Source organism: Cytophagia bacterium CHB2 (assembly GCA_030263535.1).
GTDB lineage: Bacteria > Zhuqueibacterota > Zhuqueibacteria > Zhuqueibacterales > Zhuqueibacteraceae > Coneutiohabitans.
The window spans coordinates 1-4,178 of sequence record SZPB01000464.1; the positions used below are offsets into that span (position 1 = coordinate 1).

General features: G+C 52.3%; 4 protein-coding genes. All 4 read right to left on the bottom strand.

Annotated elements, in window-relative coordinates; genetic code table 11:
* Positions 1-23 precede the first annotated feature (23 nt).
* Complete coding sequence (locus FBQ85_27275; protein ID MDL1878834.1) at positions 24-1,616, bottom strand: alanine:cation symporter family protein; 1,593 nt, start codon at positions 1,614-1,616, stop codon at positions 24-26.
* 181 nt (positions 1,617-1,797) lie between these two features.
* Complete coding sequence (locus FBQ85_27280) at positions 1,798-3,210, bottom strand: amino acid permease (GenBank protein ID MDL1878835.1); 1,413 nt, start codon at positions 3,208-3,210, stop codon at positions 1,798-1,800.
* A gap of 17 nt (positions 3,211-3,227) precedes the next feature.
* Positions 3,228-3,635: a type II toxin-antitoxin system VapC family toxin gene (locus tag FBQ85_27285; protein MDL1878836.1), complete on the bottom strand. Its 408-nt coding sequence runs from the start codon at positions 3,633-3,635 to the stop codon at positions 3,228-3,230.
* Positions 3,632-4,027 (bottom strand): helix-turn-helix domain-containing protein, encoded by a 396-nt coding sequence (locus tag FBQ85_27290; protein MDL1878837.1) that lies wholly within the window; start codon positions 4,025-4,027, stop codon positions 3,632-3,634. The genes FBQ85_27285 and FBQ85_27290 overlap by 4 nt, the downstream gene beginning before the upstream one ends.
* Between the last annotated feature and the right edge of the window lie 151 nt (positions 4,028-4,178).

The following is a 4,178-nucleotide window of genomic DNA, read 5'->3' on the forward strand; positions in this document are numbered from 1 at the left end:
TTCTTCACACTTGTTCAAACATCTTACGAATAAACCTTGAACTCTCCTGCTTTGAGCTTGGCAAAGTATTCTTTCATCGTGCGCCGAACTTTGGGGGCCATGAGATACAAGCCAATCATGTTCGGCAGCGACATTGAAAAAATCATGAGATCGCTGAAGTCAATGATGTTTTGCGCCGTAATGATCGCCCCAAGAAAAACGAACACCAGAAACAGAACTTTGTAAATGATCGAGCTGCGCGGGCCAAAGAGATACGTCCACGAGCGCTCGCCGTAGTATGACCAGGAAATGCAAGTGGAATAGGCAAACAGAAAAACCGCAAGCGAGAGAATGTATGGAAACCAGGGTATTCTCTCTTGAAACGCCAGCGAGGTGAGCAAGCCGCCGTTACCCGCCGCGCGCGCTGCTTCGAATGCGCCGCCGGCGTTGTAGGCGCCTGTGATCACAATAACCAGCGCCGTCATGGTGCATACTACGACGGTATCAATAAACGGTTCGAGCAGGGCCACAAAACCTTCGCGAATGGGAATATCGGTTTTCGCCGCAGAGTGCGCGATGGGCGCCGAGCCGACGCCGGCTTCATTCGAAAACGTGGCGCGGCGGAACCCCTGCACCAGCACACCGATGATGCCGCCATAACCGGCCTCCGGCGTGAACGCGCCGGAGATAATCGTTGCAAAGGCCGCCGGGATTTCAGAGAAATGCATGAATAAGATCGCAAGCGCAGCCAAAACGTAAATGCCGCACATGAACGGCACGATTTTCTCCGCGGTTTGCGCGATGCGTTTGATGCCGCCAATGATAACAATGCCCACCATACCGACCATAAGAAGGCCATACGCCCAATTGTAATCCGCCAATGCCGGGATGGTATTGGTGATTCCGCCCAGGGATTGGCCGATCTGAAACATGTTGCCGCCGCCGAACGAACCGCCGATACAACAAATCGCGAAAAGCACGGACAAGGCTTTGCCGATACCCCCCATTCCCCTTTCTTTGAAACCGTCATGCAAGTAGTGCATCGCCCCGCCCGAGACCCGGCCTTTCTCGTCTATTTTGCGATACATCTGGCCGAGGGTACATTCGGCGAATTTGCTGCTCATGCCCAGAAAGCCGGCGACTATCATCCAGAACGTGGCGCCCGGGCCGCCAATCGAAACCGCAATGGCGACGCCCGCGATGTTACCGAGGCCAACAGTAGCGGACAGCGCCGAACTCAAAGCCTGGAAGTGCGTGACTTCACCGGCCTCGTTCGGGTTGGTATATTTCCCGCGCACCAGTTCGATGGCGTGTTTGAAGCCGCGCAGGTTGACGAAACCCATATAGAACGTAAGAAACACCGCGCCAATGATGAGCCACAACACGATCGCTGGAAACGGCCCAATCGGATAAAACAGAACGGCGGCTAGGCCGCGCACCACCACGCCGGCGGCGTTATCAATGGAACTCGTAAAGCCGGTGGGGGGCGGAGCTACTGGCGTTTGGGCCGTATCCGCGGCGATTTGTGCGCGCATGCTGTCAATCGCCACCGAGATCGTCGTATCTTCACTTGCCGTTGTTTGCGCAAAAGAAAGATGCGGCAAAACCACGGCAAGCGCGAGCAGGATAAACTTCATGCGTACAAAGGGAAAAAAAGAGGGCATGACTCACCTTTCATGTTTGTGGTCAAGATTGAAGGATTGGTGATTGCAATTACGGTGATAACAACATTAACCCGACCTTTTGTCAAAAGGATGAATCTACACCTATGACCGCAAGAGTCACGAATCTGTTGAAAGGGATTTGTTTGATGCGGGTTCAGCGCTGCCGCGTCCAATAATAATAAAACGGCAAACCCAGCACCAACAACCCAATGCCGATCAGGGCATTGCGCGGGTCTTCACGGAGAGTATTGTAGATAAACCAGCCGGCAATGGCGGCAAACACTAGCGTTGTCACCGGATACCCCCAGGTTTTGTATGGCCGTTGAACGTCGGGCATTTTTTTCCGCAGGATAATCACGCTCACGGCCGCCATCGCATAGAAAACCCAGGAGCCAAATACCACGTAAGCTGCAAGCTGATCATACGTGCCGCTCAACGTGAGCAGCGCGCCCCACACGCCGATCACAATGATTGCGACATAAGGCGAGCGAAAACGCGGATGGACTTTACCAAAGTGGGGAGAAAAAATACGATCATGGCCGGGCGCCCAAATCGAACGCGGACCGGACAACGACATGCCGTTGAGTGTGCCGAAGGTCGACAACATGATGCCGAGCGCAATCAGACTGGCGCCGATGGGGCCGACCGCCGTGGCCGCAACATCCGAAGCGATGCGCTGCGAGTTGGGCATTTGTTGAATCGGGATGATCAAGGCATAAGCAATATTGGCGAGCAGATAAAGCGCCATCACTGCCAGGCAGCTCAAGATCAAGGCCAGCGGCACGTTGCGGGTAGGGTTCTTGACTTCGCCGGCATTGAGGGTAACATCAATCCAACCATCATAAGACCAGAGTGCTGAGATCATAGCTAAACCGAATGCCGCCGTCATTCCGCTGGTCCAGCTCTCCGGCCACCACGGCGCCATATTCGCCGTGTTCGCCTGACTCGAAAAAAAAGCCGAGAGAATCAACAGAATCAACGCCACCACTTTGGCGGTGGTGAAGAAGTTCATCACCGAACCGCTGAATTTTACACCGCGCACATTAACGATGGTCACTGCAGCAATGGCGAGAATGGCAATGAGCTGGCTCCAGCCGAATGTGAACGGATGCCCAAAGATGCTCCAGCCGGGCTGAAAAAACGGTTCGCTTTGCCCAATCGCCGGCACGAGATGGCCGAGATAAGTAGTGAAGGCAATGGAAACGGCGGCAAGGGAGGCCGCTTTGTTGATAAAATAATCATTCCAACTGAAGAGAAAGCCCCAAACTTTGCCGTAGGATTCACGCAAATAAACATAAGGCCCGCCGGACTGCGGCAACATCGAGCTAAGCTCGGCGAGCGAGAGTGCGCCGAACAGAGTCAACATGCCGGCGACCACCCACACGAGCAAGATCGGACCCATGGCGGGCAAATGCCCGGCAATCGTTGCCGGCACCAAAAAAATGCCGGAGCCGATAATACAGCCAACGTTGATCGCGATTGCTTCTTTTAATCCCAGGGCGCGGAGGAGTTCCGGAGAAGAGGTTTGCTGATGTGTGTGCGTAACTTCGGAGAGGTTCGCCAAGATGGCCTCCTACGATGAGTTTACCAGCTTCGTATTTTCAAGCCCGGGACTTGCTTGAAATCGAAATCGTCGGTGATAAGAATGGCATCGTGCTGCAAACAAAGCGCGGCAATCCAGATGTCATTGGCCGGAATCGGCGTACCCTGCCGGCACAATTGCCAAAACAAATCATGAAATCGTTGCAAGGTCTCATTATCCAACCATAACACTCGCAAAGATGCAATAACCGCTTCAAAATTTTTGCGTTTCTTCGCAGTTTTTTCAGGACGGCCCCGGCATAACCCTTCCCACGCTTCGCCATAAGCAACACAGGACACAACGGTTTCCAATGTAGGGTCGAGTGCAAGACGCGCTTTATCGCGTTCCTCGGAACGTGGATCGATCAAAGCCAAGATATAATTCGTGTCGAACATTTGCAGCACGCTCATTCCCCACGTTCAGCCAAATTAATGAGTTTTTGTGTGCGTTCCGCTTCTTTTTCTTTGATGAACTTTTTTGCCTCGTCCCAATCCGCAGCATCCAAATTACTGAAATTAAGTCTATCCAGCGTGGCGAATAAGCGGACAACAGAGGGATGCATGTGAGGCGCAGCCAACGATGACATCGCCTCCCGCTGATTTTTTTTGGACTTGGGGGTAATCTGTGACCATGAATTTTTTGCCAACCATTCATCAATCACGTCTTTCTTAAACAGCCAGCGTCCGCGAATTTTTGCGGCAGGAATCTCGCGATCTTTGAGCATGCGCTTGATCGTCACCGGCGACACGCCGAGATATTTTGCGGCCGTCGCCAGATTCATATTTTCGGGATACGTTTTCAAGGTTTCTTCTCCAATAATACTCAAGATAACACACCGAGCAAACGTATCAAAATAGTATCAAATCGTATCAGAATCAATCAAAAAATTTCAGTTCGATCCTGATTTATGCAATTTGCTTCTGTGATACCCATACAATAAATAAATCAGAAGC